Genomic DNA, 15,266 nt, shown 5'->3' with positions numbered 1-15,266 from the left:
ATCACGGCTGCTGATTCTGGCTCAGGTACTTGTCCACCGTCGCCTTACCCTCCCCCACATCCCCCGCCACCTGCCACAACCGCCGCTCGATCCCCTGTGCCAGCAAATGCCCCACCGCCGCCTCGATCGCCGACAGCACGCACAGCTGCGCCGGTTCGTTGGTGGTGTACCCCACCTCGGCCTCCAGCAGCTTCTTGAACTCGATGAACTTGAACACCCCGGCACTGCGGCCAACCGAGTAGATGGTCTTGCTGGTCATCACATTGGCCAGCACCTGCCCGGTGCGCACGTCCACCGCACGCAGGTTGACGGTTACCTGGTCCACCCGGTATTCGCGTGAGATGTCTATCCCCAGGTAACGGGCGCCCTCGCCGCCGCTGCGCACGTTGGTGTCGTAGGCGATGATGCCGCCCTCCAGCATCAGGTTGGCGGCCTGCAGCGGTGGCAGCTCGCCCATGATGTTTTCCGGTACATCCGGTTTTTTCTGCGAAGCACGGATGATCTTGCGCTCGGTCAGCAGGTTCTGCAGCCCTTCACGCTCCAGCACCACGAACCAGCCGCTGGCGCTCAGGGCGTCCATCAGCATGCTGGCTGCGCCCTGGGTGACACTGGTGGAGAACGAGCTGGCCGGGGTGGGCTTGTACTGGCCGGTCTGGTCGCGGAAGCCGTACACCACGGCCATCAGCCGGCCTTTGGGCCGTGGCATGTTGATCAGGTCGTAGTAGGTCGAGGCGCGCGGCGTCAGGGTCGGGGTTTCCGAGTCCTGTTCAGCCGACATGGGTTCGCGCAGGCTGCAACCACTTTGCAGGCCCAGGGCGGTGAGGATCAGCAGCGTGCTCAGCAGACGTTTCATGGTGTTCTCTCCCCAACATAAAAGCCCTTCCCTCTCAGGGGTTCAGGCCGCTGACCTCAATGATCGAAATTTCTCCTGTGGCGCGATCGGTGACCTTGATACTCAAGGCCCCGGAATCGTCGATGACGTCGATGAGAAACGCATCGGTCGCCATGCTGCCGGTGCTGCCATTGCTGATGTTGTCCAGCAACTGCGACAACATCCGCGACTCCAGCTGGTTGCTGAAACGCTCCAGGGCCGTGGTGCCGGTAAAGGCCGAGGCACGGTCCTTGAGGTCGGGGTCGTCGTAGTCGTTCTGCGCCTGGGCGTTGTTCAGCAGCCAGGTGCCGTTGAGCGGGTTGCCGCCAAAGGCCGGGTTGACCGGGGTGTACACCAGCTCGGTGGCCTGGGCAGCACAGGCGCTGGCCAGCAGGCAGGCGGCGATGCAGCGGGGTATGCGGTGGTTCATAGCTCGTCCCTCTCCAAGTCGGTGGTGTCCTGTAGCAGGCGTTGCAGCTTGCGTTGAATGATCTGCTGCTTGACCAGGTCGGCGGCTGCAACGGCCTCGTCTTTGAGCTCGGTGGTGTTCGGGGGCAGGAAGCGGCGGTACATGACCTCACGTTCGAACTCCACGGTGACCAGGCTGCCCCAGCGCGCATCCGGGCGTTCGCGTACCACCAGGTTGAAGTCCAGGCGGCTGGTGGCCCGCAGGCGGTCGGCGAAGTAGTAGTAAAAGTCGTGGCCGATGTGCGAGATGGTGTTGTCGACGATGAAGCCCTGCATCTCGTCCTCGCTCGAGGCCTTGGCCGAAGTGGCCAACACCAGCAGCATGCTCAGGCAGAGTGCGGCCAGGGTATTCATGGCGTGTCTCCCGGGCCGCTGTGGGTTTGCACACCATCGGCGCCTTCGCTGAAGGCCTGCTCGGCGACGAACTGCCAGTCGCTGTAGTGTTCCAGCCCTTCGAAACCGGTCCACTCGGCGCTGAAGCCACTGCGCTTGAACGGGGTGGCGTCCGAGCGGCTGTGCACTCCCGTGATGCGGCCGTCGATCGAGCGCAGCAGGCCCCACTCGTCGCTGTTGGTAATGGGGTCGGGGTACAGCCTGCGAATGTGCCGCTTGGCCTGCGGAAAGCGGTTGTCCTGCAGCAAGTCGACCAGGTCTTGCGGGTACTGGGCCAGGCCCGGCGAGGCGCGGTAGTAGCTGCGCAGGGCCTGGGCGTACTGGCTGCCCACCCACAGCAGTTGGCGTTCACGGTCGCGCTGGGCGGCGCTGGCCCAGAGCGTGCCGGTGGCGGCCAAGGCCACACTGCTGACTGCAATCAGCAAGAGCACGCCCAGGTAGGTAAAGCCGCCGTTGGCCTTACCATTCAGCGAAGAGGCTGCCATCGCGCGCCCTCCCTGTGGCACCGCTCTTGATATCGCCCACGCCGCCAGCCACGCCTTCAGGCGGTGGCACCAGCTGCCAGGCGTCGCTGCGCTCGGTGATCGGGTCGACCGGGGTGTTGCGCAGGTAGCGCTGTTCTACCAACTGCTCCAGCGAATCCGGGTAATGGCCGGTGTCGCCGTAGTAGTGGTCCAGCGCCTCGCGCAGCACCGCCAGGCTCTGGCGCAGGGTGGCCTCGCGGGAGCTTTCCAGGCTGTTGAAGTAGCGCGGCATGGCGATGGTCAGCAGCGTGGCGATGATTGCCATCACCACCAGCAGCTCGATCAGGGTGAAGCCTTTGCTGCGTTTCATGGCTGTCACCATTGCCCGTAAGGGATGTTGTTGAGGCCTTTGCCGCGGGCCTTGGAGTACACATCGAACACATCTTCGCCTTCGCGGGGGTTGTCGGGGCTGCTGTCGTATGCGCGCAGCCCCCAAGCGCCTTCGTCCCTGTCCTTGGCCGCCACCAGCGGGTCGTGCGGGATGCGCCGCAGGAAGTAGAACTTCGCGCCCTTGGCACTGCGCACGTCACGCACGCCGTCAACCAGCACCTGCAGGTTTGGCGGGTAACCACTGGCGTCCAGGCGCTTCTCGATGTAGCCCGCGTCAAAAGCCCGCTTGTACGCGTCGATGGCATCGCGAATCTGGTACAGCGCTTCACGCAGTTGCTGCTCCTTGCCGCGGCGCACCACGGTTTCGGTCAGCGGCGCGGCCATGCTGGCCAGCAGCCCGAGCAGTGCCAGGGTCAGCACCACCTCGATCAGGCTGAAACCCTGCATGCGGCGCTGCGCTTTCATGGGCGTGGGCTCCCGTTGGCCGGGACGACCGCCATCTGGCTGTCCACCACTGGCGCGTCGGTGGTCGGCGCATTGCCGGGTACGTCCATGGGTGGCAGCGGTGCCATCTGGCGTACCTGCATGGCCGACTCGGTACCGGTGGAAAATTCCATGTCCGACGGGCTCTGGTAGGGCAGGTTGCGCACAATGCGGGGGGTAATGGCCAGCACCAGCTCGCTTTTGCTCATGTCGTCCTTGTTGCTGCCGAACAGCCGGCCCAGGCCCGGGATATCGCCGAGCCCCGGGATCTTGTTGCCGCTGGCGTTGTGGTCGTTGCGCACCAGGCCGGCCAGTACCTGGGTCTCGCCATCGTGCAGGCGCAGGCTGGTCTGGGCGTTACGGGTGTCGACCTGGACCGGGATGGTGCCTTGGCGGGTGGCCTCCAGCGGGGTAGCGTTGCTCACTTCCAGCGCCACCTTGATCGCCACCTCGTTGTTCAGGTGCACGGTGGGCTGTACTTCGAGCTTCAGGCCGACGTCCAGGTAGGTGACGCTTTCGGTGATCACCGGGCCCTGAGTGGACGGTACCGAGGTGGCGCTGATGATCGGTACGCGCTGGCCAATGTGGATACGTGCCTGCTCGCGGTTGCTGACGCGGATCACCGGGCTGGCCAGGGTGTTGATGTCCTTGTCCTGGGCGTTGATCTTGGCCTGCGGCGCCGGCGAAATGCTGATGCGGCTGGAATCGATGCCACGCAACTGGTCGAGCACGCTCACCGGCTTGCCATCGTTGCTCAACACGCCGAAGGTATTGGGCCATTGCAGGCCGAGGTCGAGGATGCGCGAGGTGGCCACTTCCATCACCTCCACTTCCAGCACCACCTCGGGGTTCGACTGGTCCTGCGACTGCAGCAGCTTCTCGGCCATGCGCACGGCGTCCGGGGTGTCGCGCATGGTCAGGGTGTTGAGGCGCTCGTCAACGAACACGTCGCGGGTCTTGAGCATGGTCTTGACCATGTTCAGCGCGGTGTTGGCATCGATACTGGTCAGGTAGAAGGTGCGCATGACCAGTTCCTGGTAGTCCTTGGTCTTTTGCGGCGAGTCGGGGTACACCATCACGGTGTTGTCGTTGACGATCTTCTGGCGCAGCTGGTTCTGCTCCAGCAGCAGCGCCACGGCATCCTCGATGCGCACCTCACGCACGAAGATGGTGGCCTTCATGTCCGGGCGCATGTCCTTGTCGAAGATGAAGTTGATGCCAGCGACCTGGGACAGCACTTCGAAGATGGTCTTCAGGTTGGCATCGCGAAATTCCAGGGTGACTGGCCGCTCCAGCTTGCTGCGCAGCTGCGGGTACGGCTGTGCGGTGCGCGCCTGGACGTTCTCGATGTCGCTGCGCAGGGTAATGCCCTTCTGGTTTTGCGGGTCCAGGCGCAGCACTTCACGCATGTAGCGCTCGGCGCCAAACAGGTCGCCCTGGCGCAACGCCGCCTGGCCCAAGGCCACGCGCTCGTCGAGGGTGCGGATCAGCTCCAGCTGGCGGATGCCTTCCTGGGCGCGGCGGTTGTTCGGTTCCAGGGTCAGCACCCGACCGTAGCCCATGCGGGCATTGGCAAAGTCATGGCGGATACGGTCGGCATCGGCCTGGGTGATCAGCGCCTCGACTGCGGCCTGCCGGCTATGGGCCAAGGCGATGTTCAGCTCGGTGTCGCGCGGGTCATCGCGCAAGGCCTCTTCCAGGCGGGCGATGCCGGCTTCGTACTGGCCCTCCTTCATCAACTGGTCGCTGTCCTTGCGTACCGCACTGGAACCGCAACCGGCTATGGCCACGCACAACGCCAAAAGCAGGAACGGAGCAGGCTTGCACAGCTTTGACGACTTCATGGTGCGCTCCCTACAGACAAAGTCTGCGACTGATGCAAAGGCAGGTAGACCAGGCTCAGCTCTTCGGCCGATACCCGATCGAGGCGGTAGGTGTCTTCGATCACGTCGCCCTGGCGCACGACGTAGAGTTTTTCGCCGCTCTGCAAAAAGATTTGCAGGTCGTCGTTGGTCCCCATGCGGCCGATGAACTGGAACGGCAGCTCAGGGGCGGTCGGGGCTGCCGCCACGACCGGCGCGGCGACCACAGGTTGTTCGGTGACGGTGGCCACGGCCTGGGGTTTGGTCCACTGCTGCTTAGGGAACAGGTCTCTGGAGGCCTGTTCCGGCCCTTTCGCGGCTAAAGCCGCGCCCACAGGTTCGGCGGCGCCCACAGTCCCTGTGGGAACGGGTTTACCCGAGAAGGCCGCGACGCCGTCGTCCTGGCCAAACCAGTGTCCCGGTGCCCAGGCCAACGCCGCGCTCACCCCGAGGAAGCCGGCCCAGATGACTGCACGTAGTGTGTTCATCACGACCTCGACAGATAAAGGGTCATGCGCAGGCGGGCATTCAGCTCGCTATCGCCGATACGTTTGCGTTGCAGCTCGAGGTCCTCCAGCACCAGGGTCGGCAGTTGCTTGAGCAGGCCCTTGAGAAAACCACGAATCTGCGGGTAGCTACCACGCACCGGCAGCACGATCTGGTAGCGCGCCAGCTGGGTCTTGGGGTCGATGCCCAAGGCATACTCGCCACGGGCCAGGCTGATGTGCTCGGCACTGGCCAGGTGGTAGAGGCGCTCGATCAGCTCGCTGGCCTGGGGCTGGCCCGGCAGCTGCTGGCGCAGGCTGTCGAGCGCCTGCTGCTCGGGCTTGACGGCGATTTTCAGCTCGCCACGCTTGACCCGCTCCACCTGTACGCTGGCATCCGCCTCGGTTGCACGCAGCTCGCGCACGTTCTGCCACTGCGGCAGCACCCCGGCGCACCCCACGCCCAAGGCCAGCAGGCCTACCGCCACCGCCGCCAAGCCGACCGGGCCAACGCGACGCAGACGCTCCTGGAGGATCAGGCTGTTCAGCTCAAGGGCGCGCATGGCCGGTCTCCCAGGTGGCGGTGAGGGTGAAGCGCACCGGGTGCTCAGGCTGCGCGGCCAACACCTCGTGGTTGAGCAGCGACACATCGCTGAGCTCGTCGCTGGCTTCCAGGCGCTGGTGGTACTGCAGCATCGCCTCAAGGTTGCGTGCCTCGGCGGCAATGCGGACCTGGCCCTTGCGTGCGTCCGGGGTCAGGCCCAGTAGTGCGACATCGTCCTGCGGCATGGCTTCGAGCATGGCGAACAACTGCTGCCACGGGCGTTGCAATTGCTGCGACACACTGCGCATCTGCGCCAGGCGCTCGGCCTGCTCACGGCTGGCAGCCGTGCTTTGCGCAGCGGCAGTGGCCGGGCGGCGCCCCAGTTGCAGCTCCAGACTGTGCACGCTGTCTTCCAGCTCGACCTGCTCGTTCTGCAAGGTGTACTGAAGCAGTACCAGGCCTGCGACCAGGGCACTGCCCAAGGCCAGCAGCGACCAGGCCAACGGGCCGCTGCGCCGGGGTTGGAATTCCAGTTCGAGGCGGCGCATGTCAGGCCACCGCCCGCCACATGGCGCACAACGGGTCGGCTTCGCTGGCCGGCTGGCACAGCTGCACCGCCGCCAGTTGCGGCACGTCGCCCCGGCCTGGGGCATGCAGGTACACCCGGGGCAGGTGCTCGCCATACAGCTCGCAGGTGCGCTCGATCAGCGCTTGCAGGGCTTGGTCACTGTCAGCGCAACCTTGCGCCAGCACTTGCTGCCAGGCGCCACCCGCAGCCAGCAGCAGCACGCTGCGGCGCGGCTCGGCCAGCACGAACAGGAAGTCACCCTGCGCCAGTTGTGACGAGCAGCGGTTGTAGGCGGCCATCAGGTACGGTTGCACCGAGCGCAGGCTCAGGCGACTTTCCCGGCCCAGCCCCTGCAACCGTTGCAGCAGGGCATCAGGCAGCGCCGTGGCGATGCGGGCGGCACCGGCAGGCTCGGGCGACAACACGATGCGCCAGTCGTCCAGCGGCTGCCCGTAGAGGTTTTCGAAGCAGGCCCGGGCATAGGCGTCCAGCTCGCGTGGATGGCCGATGGCGTCACTCCAGGGCACCAAGCAGAAGCGGCTGTAGCGGGCCGACAGCAGCACCCGCAGTTGAGCGCCACGTACAGCATGCTCGGCCAGCAGCGCGGCCAATGCGTCGACGGCAGCTTCCCAGGCCGGTTGGGCGCCGTCGCAGCTGAACTCGCGGCTGCCCAGCCACTGGTGTTGGTGTTTGTGCCAGCAACCCAAGCCGACACCCTCGGCGCCGAGCACGGCGCAGAAACGATCAGATGAATGTGACACGGTTGATCTCCTCGAGGGTGGTGCGGCCATCGCGGACCAGGTCCAGGGCCGAAGCGCGCAGCAGGCGCAGGCCGCGCTGGCAGGCGAGTGTCTTGATTTGCGACAGGGGGCGGCGCTCGACGATCATCTGGCGCAGGTCGTCGTCCAGGTGCAGCAGTTCGGCGATGGCGCTGCGGCCGCGGTAGCCACTGCCACGGCACTGGCCACAGCCCTGCACGCGGACGAACTTCCAGCCGGCCACGCCTTCGCGGGTCAGGCCCGAGCCATACAGGGTATCGTCATCGTGTTCGCAGGGCGTGGCGCAGTGCGGGCAGGCCAGGCGGATCAGGCGCTGGGCCAGCACGGCGTTCAGCGCGGAAACGAAGCTGTAGGGGTCGACCTGCATCTGGCTGAAGCGGCCAATCACATCGAACACGTTGTTGGCGTGGATGGTGGTGAAAACCAGGTGGCCGGTGAGTGCCGACTGCACAGCGATCTGGGCAGTGTCCGGGTCGCGGATTTCACCCACCAGTATCTTGTCCGGGTCGTGGCGCAGGATCGAGCGCAGGCCACGGGCGAAGGTCAGGCCCTTCTTTTCGTTCACCGGAATCTGCAACACGCCGGGCAACTGGTACTCGACCGGGTCTTCGATGGTGATGATCTTGTCCACACCGTGGTTGATCTCGCTGATCATGGCGTACAGGGTGGTGGTCTTGCCGCTCCCGGTGGGGCCGGTGACCAGGATCATGCCGTAGGGTTCGGCGGCCAGCCGGCGCAGGGCGCGCAGGGTCTCGTCGGCAAAGCCCAGGGCCTGCAACTGCACGCCGCTGACCCGGTCGGACAAGTCCTGCTTGTCGAGCACCCGCAGCACGGCGTCTTCGCCAAAGATGCTGGGCATGATCGATACGCGGAAGTCGATTTGCCGGTCACCCACGGCGACCTTGAAGCGGCCGTCCTGGGGGACGCGCTTTTCACCGATGTCCAGTTCGGCCATGACCTTGATGCGCGAGATCACCTGGTCGGCAAACGCGCTGCCACTGGCCTTGCCAGCGCCGTTGAGCACACCGTCGATGCGGTACTTGATGGTCAGGCCCTGGCCGGTCATGCTCAGGTGGATGTCGCTGGCGTGCAGCTTCAGGGCGTCGTACAGGGTGGAGTTGACCAGCTTGACCACGCGGCTCTGGTCTTCGCTGATGCTGGCCAGCGACAGGCGTTGCAGCGGGTCGCCTTCGCTGCTGGCCTCGGCGTCATGGTCGAGGGCATCGACGGCGTGGAAGCTTTCTTCGTGGCGGGCCAGGAAGGTGGCCAGTTCGGCGGCGTGGGCCAGGTAGAGTGGCGCGCCTTGCAGCACATCGTCGATCCAGGCCAGGCGGGCGGGGTCGAAGGGGTCGGCGAACACGCCCAGCAGTTGGCCGCCCTGCTCGATCAGCACGAATTCGCGTTTCAGGCACTGGGCCAGGGCCACCTTGTCGAAGCGCGGGGTGCTGGCCAGCAGGCTGTGGCTGTCCAGCACCGGGTAGTGCAGGGTCAGGCCGAGGCGCTGGGTGAAGGTGGCCGGGGTGTCGCAGGCCAGGCGTTCCAGGCAGTTGAGCAGGCGCTCGTCGCTGGCTTGCAGGCGGGCCTGGGCCAGCAGGTCGCGGGGGTAGGCTGAGACTGTTGCATCACGTGCTTGCGGCATGGCCTGCGACTCCGCTCAGGGGCGCGTCGCAGGCTGGCTCGGCCAGGGGTGCGGGCGCCGCTATTCCCCTGCGAGCAGTTGTTCGTCGTCGGGCCCTGGGGGCTTGGCGCCATTACGGCGGCGGTCGGCCAACACCCAGCTTCCATCGTACAACTGCAGGGGGAACGATTCGTTCCTGTTCTGGCGTCGTTCGACGAACCCTTCAGCCGGGTTGTCCGTGGCCCTGCGCCGGCGCTCGATGCCCATCAGGTCGAAGATCGCACGCGCCAGCTCCACCAATGGGAACGGCTTGAACAGGACATGGCTCACACCGAGTTCGGCGGCCCGCTCACGCACTTCGACAGTGGGGTGGGCGGTGATCAGCACGAAGTGGCACTGCCTGTTCTTGCGTACGGCCTCCAGAACCTGAAAACCCTCCATATCGGGCAAGCGGTAATCCAGCACGATCACTTGCGGTGCCAGGCTTGCAGCCTGTTGGATACCACTGGCACCGTCGTGGGCAACATGAGCTTCCAGGCCTTGCGCCTGCAGGTACGCTTGCAGGTTTTGCGCAAGGGTCTGTTCGTCATCGACTACCAATACTCTGTTCACCAAGGTCGACTCCCAAGTACTGCCCGGTTACCCGGTCTGCGAAGTGCGCCCTTGTACAGGCTTGAGCAGGCTTCGTGCCAGGCGTGAATAGTCATGTTGCACCGCTGTAAGTGTCTGATTTGCCAAGGGTGCCGGCCAACACCCGAAACGCGCCGGGCAGGCACACCCGCCCGGTTCCCCACATGCGGGGGAACTGATAGCACATTGCCAAACCTTAATTCCCCAGCATTGGGGGAAACGCCATCAGGGGCCTCAGTCTGCAACCTCCACGTTGGCGGCGTCGCGCAAACGTTGGCGCACGGACCGGCGCGCATCGGCCTCTCGCTTGCCGATAAGCGCCGCCCTGGCCAAGACCAGGCCCTGTTCACGTATGACCGAAGGGTTATCACTTTGGTTCTGCGCTCCTTGCAGTGTTTCCCGGTTGGCAGCATAGAAAGCCTCCACTTCGACCTGGCTCGGCGCGTCGACTGCACTGAGCTGGGCATACACCTGCTGGGCCGCCATGTCTTGCCGGGTGTACTCAGTGTACTGTGCCCTATCGAAACCCGCCTCCGCCAGACGCCGCTCGAAAATTGCCGGGCTGCCGAACGCCGCTTCGACCTCGCCCACATGCGCCGACACCTGCGCGTCACTGATGGCGATGCCTTGGCGCCGGGCTTCCTGCCATAGCAGCTCTTTGTCGATCAGCTCGTCCAGCGCTTGATCGCGCAGGCGCTTGTACAGGCCCGGGTTGCGAATGCTGGTCAACGCACGGCCCTGGGCGGTCAGGTATTCGCTGAAGTAACGCTCCAGGCGCGTCACGCCGATTTCCACGCCATTGACCCGCGCCGCAGGCACATCGGCCCAGCTCGCCTTGGCCAGCACCAACAGCAGGCACAGCAACACGATACGCATGGCAGCCTCCGCTCAAGGGGTATCCGGCACCGGCCGGTACGGGGTAACCGAGGTGAAACGCGGCCCAGGTAGCGCCACTGCTACCACATGGGCGCCCGCCATGCCCTGGCGGCGGCCTGGGCCAAAGCCCAAGGCGGGGGTCAGGCCGGTGGCCACATCGTGCAGGCCTTCCAGCGCGGCAATCAGTTGCTCGCGGCTGGCGTCACGGCCTATCTGCTTCAGCGCGTCGCTCAGCAACCGTAGCGCGCACAGGGTGTTGACCTGCAACGATGCCTGGCGTGGGTCGAGGCCCTGGCGCTGCTGCAGGCCGGCCAAGGTCGCCAACCCCTGCTCGGTCCAGTCTTCCGGCACATAGGGATAGGCCAGGAACACCCGTTGCGACCACTGCTCGGGCAAGCGCGCCATCGCACCGGCCACCTGGCTGGAGGCGGCGAACAGGTAGGGCTGACGGCCTGCCGCCTGCAACGCGGCGGCCAATTCGGCAAAGGCCTGGGCACGGCCAAGGAAGACGATGCCCCGCCCGTCCACGGCCTGGCCGTCGAAGGCTTGGATGGCAGGCGTCCAGCCTTGCTGCTGCAGGCGCTCGCGAACCTGTTCAGCCAATACGGCCTGCTCGTTGCCGGCATACACCACACGCAGGTCACCCGGGGCCAGGCCCAGCGCAGCACGGGCATGGGCGGCCAGGCTAAGCAATTGCACGGGCAGGCCGGGCAGCGGGTCGAAGATCTGTGGGCTGCCGCCGCTGCGTGGGGTGCTGCCGATCAGGGGCACATTCTGTGGCGCCAGCAAGGTTGCCAGGCGTTGGTCGAGCATGGGTGCCAGGGGCGAGATCAACGCGAACACGCGCGCCTGCTGCAGCAACTGCTGCAAGGCTTGCTCGGCGCTGGCGGGGTCTAAGCCCGGATCAAGCACGACCAGCTCCAGGCGGCGCCCGTGTATGCCGCCTTGCTGGTTGAGTTGAGCCATGCCGTCTTCCAGCACCGCACGCACCACCTGCCCGGCTTCGGCCAAGGGGCCGCTCGCGGGCAGCAAGGTGCCCAAGCGCAACACGCCCTCCTCTACACCGGGGTCGCGTTCCTCGGCCAGGCGCTTGAGGTAGGCGGTGAGGTTGCGCTGGTCGGCCAGGGTCAGCTCGAAGCGTGGCATGGCCGGGTCCAGGCGGTTGCCGGCCGGGTCCACGCCATGCTGAATGGCCCGGGCCAGGCTGCTGTCGGTATAAGCCGGGTAGCTGCGGCCGTTGGCCTCGCGCGTGCCTTGGCCGAGTGCCAGGCGTTGCCAGTCGAGGCTGGGCGGGCGCACCCCACCTTCCGCGCGACCACGGCCGTCGTTGCCGTGGCAACTGGCACAGGGCAACACGCTGGCGGGCACCGTCATGTCGCTGGCTCCAACCCGGGCTTGCAGTTGGGCGTCACTGCTGGAGACGCCCTCGCGGAAGAGGCGTTTGCCAGCAAGCTCGTGGTCGGTCAGGTCCAGCGCAAAGGCCGAAGTACCGCATGCCAAACCAATAAGCAAAACCGCCCAGGTCTTCATCATGCTCACCGGCCTGCCAGTGGCTGGGTCAGCAGCTGCATGCGCTGGGCAATGGCCATGGCTGGCGCATCCGGGCGAATCTTGCTCCAGCGTTTGCCCGCTACATCACCGGCAATCAACTGCGTCGAATGCTGCTCGGGGCTGGGCAGGAACTGGCCGATACGCCCGAGCACCAGGTCGACATTGGCCTTGTCACCGGTCAGGAACAACCAGTTCGGCCCATCCACCCCCTGTTTCTCGGCAAACGCCTTGAGCGCCTGCGGGGTATCGTTCAGCGGGTCGCTGCTGATCGAGACGAAGGTCACCTGGCTGGCCAGCTGCGGCCCCATGGCTTCGCGCACTTCACGCAGTTTGCGGGTGATCAGCGGGCAGGCGTCGGTACAGTGGGTGAAGATCACGTTGAGCATCACTACCTTGTCCTTGAGCACATCGCTGTAAAAGCGCAGTTGGCGGCCGTTCTGGTCCTTCAGCACGGTGTCGGTGAACCAGGCCTGGGCATCGCGGGTGCCGCCGCCGCTGGTCATCGCCTGGGGCGCCGGCTGTGGCGCTGGCGCCCCAGGCGCATGGCCCTCGTGGGCGAACGCCACCGAGGCGAGGATCCACAGGCAGCCGCCCAGTACCAGCCAGTCGAACGCGCGCATGCCAGCGCGGCGGGAAGTGACAGTGCTCATGGTTGCACCTCGTGATGGTCGGCGATGGCCGTGCTCTTGGCATGCACCCGGCGGGCGCTGAGGCGGTTGATTTCTTCGATCAGTACCGCCGGGTCGGTGAAGCCGTAATAACGCGTCCAGTGCCCGCTACGCCCGTCACCGACCAGAATCAGCGGCGGATGCTGGCTGAGGTCGGCGCTGAAGCTGCCCAGGCCCTTGAGGGTTTCGGTGATGGCGTACGGGGTGCCGGTCAGCCAGCTCCAGCCTGGCCCCTTCTGGAAGGCCTTGGCGTAATCTTGCAGGCGCTTGGCGTCGTCACGCTGCGGGTCCACGCTGATCGACACCATGTGGATTTCCTCGCCTATCCGGCCACCCAGTTGTTGCTGGACCTTGCCCATGATCGACGACACCACCGGGCACACCGTGGTGCAGCTGGTGTAGATGAAGCCCATGACCACCAGGTGGTCGCCTACCAGGTCTTTCTCCAGCCGTACCGGCATGCCGTCCTGGTTCAGCAGCGAAACGTCGGCAAAGCGCACGCTGGTCTTTTCCTGGCTCGCCGCCGGAGGCTGCTCGGCATGGCCTTTGTGATCGTGTCCGGCGTGGGCAAGGGCCAGGTTGCTGGCCAGTGCCAGGCTCAGGGCCAACAGTGTGAAAGCATGCTGGGTGTTCATCGCACATTCCTCACATCAGTCTGGGAAGCGTTGGTCGCTGCAGCCGGCAGGACGCGCAGGCTGGTGTAGTTTTCTTCGGCAAACTTGCGCCCCAGCGAGGGCGACTGCACATGCAGGTACCAAGCGCCAGCCTCGGGCAGGGCCAGGGCCGCCTGGTACACGCCCTCGCCCACCTCCTGCAGTTGCAGGTTGCGTGGCATCGACGACGGTGCCAGGAAGTAGCGCAAGCTCAAGTCGTTCAGGCCCAGGCGTGGCTGGCCGTCGTCACCGACGATGCGCACGCGCGCGTTGATGGCGCTGTGCTGCGACATCGGCTGGTCCAGGCCAATGAACTCGGCGTGCGCGCCCTTGCGCTTGCGGGTATTGGGGGCTTCGGCCACGTCGGTACTGAAGCAGTGGATGATTTGCGGCTGGTTGAGCAGGAAGGCCACGTCGAACTTGCCGGCGGCGGGCAACTTCACCGTCGAGCCGTACACCCCAGGCGCCACCTCACGCAGGCTGCGGTCGACGACGAGGGCGGCGCGGGCCTGGTGGCCACGGTTGTTGTAACCGGACATCGGCGCGTTCATGCCTTCGGCGTAGAAGTAGGTGGTGTTGTCCACCGGGTTGACCACGAACACCGAATTGTCGTCACGCGATACCGACAACCCCTGGGCCAGCGGCAGGTCACCGGCCTGGCGCGGCGCCGCTGGGCCGGCCTCGAAGCTCTGGACAATGGGCGAGCGCCCCTCACCGAGGCTGGACAGGTTGATCATGGTCACCTTCGGCGAAGCCAGGCCACGGACGTAGGCATAGCCCTTGGTGAAGGTGAGCTGGTACGGTTCGGCCGCCACCGGGATGTGGTGGATCAGCTTGTCGGTACTGGCGTCGATCACCAGCGCCTGGTTTTCCAGGGTGTTGAGCACGATGCCGTAACGGCCATCGCTGCTGAAGCGCATGGGGCCCAGGCCCTGCTCGGCCTTGACCGTATGGCGCAACTGGTGGCTACGGGCATCGAACACCCGCACACTGCCCTCCTCGCCATCGACCACGTACACCGCCTGGGACAGCGCCGAATAGCTGACCGACAGCGGGTGCGGGCCCACCTTGATGGTTGTGGCCAGGCGCATTTCCGGGATATCGATCACGCTCAGGGTGCCACTGTCACGGTTGCTGACGTAGGCAAAGCGCGAGTCGGCGCTGAAGGCGATTTCATGGTGCCCGGTGCCGGTGTTGAAGCTTTTCAGGGTGGTGCGCCCCGGTACGTCGATCACCGTAACCCCACCCTTGGCCGGGTCACGGCTGTTGTTGCCCACCCACAGCCGGTGCTGATCGGGTTGCAGGGCCACACGCAACGGCTGGTCCCCAGCGTCCAGATCGGCCACGCGGGTAAAGGTCTCGGTATCGATCACCGCCACCTTGCCGCGCTCGGGGATCGACACGAATACCTGCTTATCGTCGCTGGTGGCCGCCCAGTCCATGGGGCGCCCGGGCAGGTCGATGCGCGCCATGGTGCTGGTCACGCCGCCCACCGAGACGGTGGGGTCGATCACCGTCAGGCTGGCGTCGTTGTTCAGCATCAACAGGAAGTAGCTGTTCAGGTCGAGCAGCGGTCGGGCACCGATGCTGCTCTTGAGAAACAGCGCAACCCGCGCCTTGCAGCTCTGGTCACGGTCGCCCACCGGGGCCGACTGCGCCGGGTCGATCCACGCCCCCGGCGCCATGCCCGATAGCGGTTGGCCACTGGCCTGGTCGCTGAGTTTGAAGCGGATGTTGGCGAAGCCGCCTTCCTTCAGCTCGCCCCCGGCCAGCGACCGGGCCTCGAACTCAACGGTTACGCCATCACGAATGAGCCGGTGCGGCGCCTGCGGTTCGGCAGTTTCCTGCAACAGCTCGCGAGGATCGCACCAGAGCTTTTCATACGCCACGCCCAGGCCGATCAGCACCACGCCCAGCACTACCCCCAAGTAAGCAGGGCGAGTCTTCTTGTTCATGCTCGCGC

18 protein-coding genes are annotated in these 15,266 nt (G+C 65.6%); all 18 read right to left on the bottom strand.

From position 1 onward, the window contains the following. Window position 1: 1 nt before the first annotated feature. The 18 genes from FHW75_RS19265 to FHW75_RS19180 all read right to left on the bottom strand — a co-directional run bounded on the left by FHW75_RS19265 (window position 2) and on the right by FHW75_RS19180 (window position 15,258). Window positions 2-853 carry a CsgG/HfaB family protein gene (locus tag FHW75_RS19265; protein ID WP_025754865.1) on the bottom strand — a complete coding sequence of 284 codons (852 nt, stop codon included), beginning with the start codon at window positions 851-853 and terminating at the stop codon, window positions 2-4. Between the two features lie 34 nt (window positions 854-887). Then, entirely contained in the window at window positions 888-1,301 is a 414-nt protein-coding gene (locus FHW75_RS19260) for a curli assembly protein CsgF (RefSeq protein WP_016487339.1), read from the bottom strand. Continuing rightward, window positions 1,298-1,693: a curli production assembly/transport protein CsgE gene (gene csgE / locus FHW75_RS19255; protein WP_019097062.1), complete on the bottom strand. Its 396-nt coding sequence runs from the start codon at window positions 1,691-1,693 to the stop codon at window positions 1,298-1,300. The genes FHW75_RS19260 and csgE overlap by 4 nt, the downstream gene beginning before the upstream one ends. Next, on the bottom strand, window positions 1,690-2,217 hold the full coding sequence (locus tag FHW75_RS19250; RefSeq protein WP_019097063.1) for a type II secretion system protein: 528 nt from the start codon (window positions 2,215-2,217) through the stop codon (window positions 1,690-1,692). The genes csgE and FHW75_RS19250 overlap by 4 nt, the downstream gene beginning before the upstream one ends. Further along, entirely contained in the window at window positions 2,192-2,566 is a 375-nt protein-coding gene (locus FHW75_RS19245; protein WP_019097064.1) for a type II secretion system protein, read from the bottom strand. The genes FHW75_RS19250 and FHW75_RS19245 overlap by 26 nt, the downstream gene beginning before the upstream one ends. 5 nt (window positions 2,567-2,571) lie before the next feature. Further along, window positions 2,572-3,051, bottom strand: a complete 480-nt coding sequence (locus tag FHW75_RS19240) for a type II secretion system protein (RefSeq protein WP_016713966.1) — start codon at window positions 3,049-3,051, stop codon at window positions 2,572-2,574. Next, window positions 3,048-4,913: a secretin N-terminal domain-containing protein gene (locus FHW75_RS19235; RefSeq protein ID WP_084297538.1), complete on the bottom strand. Its 1,866-nt coding sequence runs from the start codon at window positions 4,911-4,913 to the stop codon at window positions 3,048-3,050. The genes FHW75_RS19240 and FHW75_RS19235 overlap by 4 nt, the downstream gene beginning before the upstream one ends. Then, window positions 4,910-5,419 carry a hypothetical protein gene (locus FHW75_RS19230; RefSeq protein WP_025754867.1) on the bottom strand — a complete coding sequence of 170 codons (510 nt, stop codon included), beginning with the start codon at window positions 5,417-5,419 and terminating at the stop codon, window positions 4,910-4,912. Before FHW75_RS19230 ends, FHW75_RS19235 begins: the two co-directional genes overlap by 4 nt. Beyond that, window positions 5,419-5,979 (bottom strand): type 4a pilus biogenesis protein PilO, encoded by a 561-nt coding sequence (gene pilO, locus FHW75_RS19225; protein WP_019097067.1) that lies wholly within the window; start codon window positions 5,977-5,979, stop codon window positions 5,419-5,421. Before pilO ends, FHW75_RS19230 begins: the two co-directional genes overlap by 1 nt. Beyond that, window positions 5,966-6,508: a pilus protein gene (locus FHW75_RS19220; RefSeq protein WP_019097068.1), complete on the bottom strand. Its 543-nt coding sequence runs from the start codon at window positions 6,506-6,508 to the stop codon at window positions 5,966-5,968. Before FHW75_RS19220 ends, pilO begins: the two co-directional genes overlap by 14 nt. Window position 6,509: 1 nt before the next feature. Beyond that, window positions 6,510-7,289, bottom strand: a complete 780-nt coding sequence (locus FHW75_RS19215) for a hypothetical protein (protein WP_019097069.1) — start codon at window positions 7,287-7,289, stop codon at window positions 6,510-6,512. Continuing rightward, window positions 7,273-8,946 (bottom strand): GspE/PulE family protein, encoded by a 1,674-nt coding sequence (locus FHW75_RS19210; RefSeq protein WP_025754868.1) that lies wholly within the window; start codon window positions 8,944-8,946, stop codon window positions 7,273-7,275. The genes FHW75_RS19215 and FHW75_RS19210 overlap by 17 nt, the downstream gene beginning before the upstream one ends. A gap of 60 nt (window positions 8,947-9,006) precedes the next feature. Continuing rightward, window positions 9,007-9,540, bottom strand: a complete 534-nt coding sequence (locus FHW75_RS19205) for a response regulator (RefSeq protein ID WP_016713959.1) — start codon at window positions 9,538-9,540, stop codon at window positions 9,007-9,009. Window positions 9,541-9,789: 249 nt separating this feature from the next. Beyond that, on the bottom strand, window positions 9,790-10,431 hold the full coding sequence (locus FHW75_RS19200; RefSeq protein ID WP_019098786.1) for a SurA N-terminal domain-containing protein: 642 nt from the start codon (window positions 10,429-10,431) through the stop codon (window positions 9,790-9,792). Window positions 10,432-10,443: 12 nt separating this feature from the next. Beyond that, complete coding sequence (locus tag FHW75_RS19195; protein ID WP_256207245.1) at window positions 10,444-11,964, bottom strand: ABC transporter substrate-binding protein; 1,521 nt, start codon at window positions 11,962-11,964, stop codon at window positions 10,444-10,446. 2 nt (window positions 11,965-11,966) lie between these two features. Continuing rightward, window positions 11,967-12,632, bottom strand: coding sequence for an SCO family protein (locus FHW75_RS19190; RefSeq protein WP_019098788.1), 666 nt, complete (start codon window positions 12,630-12,632; stop codon window positions 11,967-11,969). Then, window positions 12,629-13,285 carry an SCO family protein gene (locus tag FHW75_RS19185; protein ID WP_084297542.1) on the bottom strand — a complete coding sequence of 219 codons (657 nt, stop codon included), beginning with the start codon at window positions 13,283-13,285 and terminating at the stop codon, window positions 12,629-12,631. Before FHW75_RS19185 ends, FHW75_RS19190 begins: the two co-directional genes overlap by 4 nt. Beyond that, a complete protein-coding gene (locus tag FHW75_RS19180; RefSeq protein WP_019098790.1) occupies window positions 13,282-15,258 on the bottom strand; it encodes a cytochrome D1 domain-containing protein in 1,977 nt (658 codons plus the stop codon). Before FHW75_RS19180 ends, FHW75_RS19185 begins: the two co-directional genes overlap by 4 nt. Between the last annotated feature and the right edge of the window lie 8 nt (window positions 15,259-15,266).

Origin of the sequence: Pseudomonas sp. OG7 (assembly GCF_014192825.1) — a bacterium.
Lineage (GTDB): Bacteria > Pseudomonadota > Gammaproteobacteria > Pseudomonadales > Pseudomonadaceae > Aquipseudomonas > Aquipseudomonas monteilii.
Note: the sequence above shows the minus strand (reverse complement) of the source record. Positions and strands in the feature narration are given on the sequence as shown.

What these genes read in the sequence shown, in the direction of transcription:
- FHW75_RS19265 (WP_025754865.1), bottom strand. Translation starts at nt 853, where the DNA reads ATGAAACGTCTGCTGAGCACGCTGCTGATCCTCACCGCCCTGGGCCTG.
- FHW75_RS19260 (WP_016487339.1), bottom strand. Translation starts at nt 1,301, where the DNA reads ATGAACCACCGCATACCCCGCTGCATCGCCGCCTGCCTGCTGGCCAGC.
- csgE (WP_019097062.1), bottom strand. Translation starts at nt 1,693, where the DNA reads ATGAATACCCTGGCCGCACTCTGCCTGAGCATGCTGCTGGTGTTGGCC.
- FHW75_RS19250 (WP_019097063.1), bottom strand. Translation starts at nt 2,217, where the DNA reads ATGGCAGCCTCTTCGCTGAATGGTAAGGCCAACGGCGGCTTTACCTAC.
- FHW75_RS19245 (WP_019097064.1), bottom strand. Translation starts at nt 2,566, where the DNA reads ATGAAACGCAGCAAAGGCTTCACCCTGATCGAGCTGCTGGTGGTGATG.
- FHW75_RS19240 (WP_016713966.1), bottom strand. Translation starts at nt 3,051, where the DNA reads ATGAAAGCGCAGCGCCGCATGCAGGGTTTCAGCCTGATCGAGGTGGTG.
- FHW75_RS19235 (WP_084297538.1), bottom strand. Translation starts at nt 4,913, where the DNA reads ATGAAGTCGTCAAAGCTGTGCAAGCCTGCTCCGTTCCTGCTTTTGGCG.
- FHW75_RS19230 (WP_025754867.1), bottom strand. Translation starts at nt 5,419, where the DNA reads ATGAACACACTACGTGCAGTCATCTGGGCCGGCTTCCTCGGGGTGAGC.
- pilO (WP_019097067.1), bottom strand. Translation starts at nt 5,979, where the DNA reads ATGCGCGCCCTTGAGCTGAACAGCCTGATCCTCCAGGAGCGTCTGCGT.
- FHW75_RS19220 (WP_019097068.1), bottom strand. Translation starts at nt 6,508, where the DNA reads ATGCGCCGCCTCGAACTGGAATTCCAACCCCGGCGCAGCGGCCCGTTG.
- FHW75_RS19210 (WP_025754868.1), bottom strand. Translation starts at nt 8,946, where the DNA reads ATGCCGCAAGCACGTGATGCAACAGTCTCAGCCTACCCCCGCGACCTG.
- FHW75_RS19200 (WP_019098786.1), bottom strand. Translation starts at nt 10,431, where the DNA reads ATGCGTATCGTGTTGCTGTGCCTGCTGTTGGTGCTGGCCAAGGCGAGC.
- FHW75_RS19195 (WP_256207245.1), bottom strand. Translation starts at nt 11,964, where the DNA reads ATGATGAAGACCTGGGCGGTTTTGCTTATTGGTTTGGCATGCGGTACT.
- FHW75_RS19190 (WP_019098788.1), bottom strand. Translation starts at nt 12,632, where the DNA reads ATGAGCACTGTCACTTCCCGCCGCGCTGGCATGCGCGCGTTCGACTGG.
- FHW75_RS19185 (WP_084297542.1), bottom strand. Translation starts at nt 13,285, where the DNA reads ATGAACACCCAGCATGCTTTCACACTGTTGGCCCTGAGCCTGGCACTG.
- FHW75_RS19180 (WP_019098790.1), bottom strand. Translation starts at nt 15,258, where the DNA reads ATGAACAAGAAGACTCGCCCTGCTTACTTGGGGGTAGTGCTGGGCGTG.